The organism is Xenorhabdus santafensis (assembly GCF_033949405.1).
Taxonomy (GTDB): Bacteria; Pseudomonadota; Gammaproteobacteria; order Enterobacterales; family Enterobacteriaceae; genus Xenorhabdus; species Xenorhabdus santafensis.
This window is the reverse complement of sequence record NZ_VCDN01000522.1, coordinates 1-330: the sequence shown is the minus strand read 5'-3', so window position 1 is coordinate 330 and position 330 is coordinate 1. Positions and strand designations below refer to the sequence as shown.

The following is a 330-nucleotide window of genomic DNA, read 5'->3' as shown; positions in this document are numbered from 1 at the left end:
AGTTAAGCAAATGCTTAATCGATATCGGTGAAGAAGAACCAGTTCAAATTATTTGTGGTGCTGCTAACATTGCAAAAGGTTTAAAAGTACCAGTTGCAAAAGTTGGCGCTGTACTTCCTGGTAACTTCAAAATTAAAAAAGCAAAACTACGTGGTGAAGCTTCTCACGGTATGGTTTGTGCTCTTCAAGAGCTTGGTATTGATGGAAAGTTAGTTTCAAAAGAATATGCAGACGGTATCTTCATCTTCCCAAGTGACGCTGAAGTTGGTGCAGATGCACTTGAAATTTTAAACTTACACGATGAAGTACTTGAGCTTGGTTTAACACCAA

General features: G+C 38.2%; 1 pseudogene. It reads left to right on the top strand.

Annotated elements, in window-relative coordinates:
* Positions 1 to 330, top strand: a pseudogene (locus tag FE392_RS23260) (hypothetical protein); the annotation flags it as partial.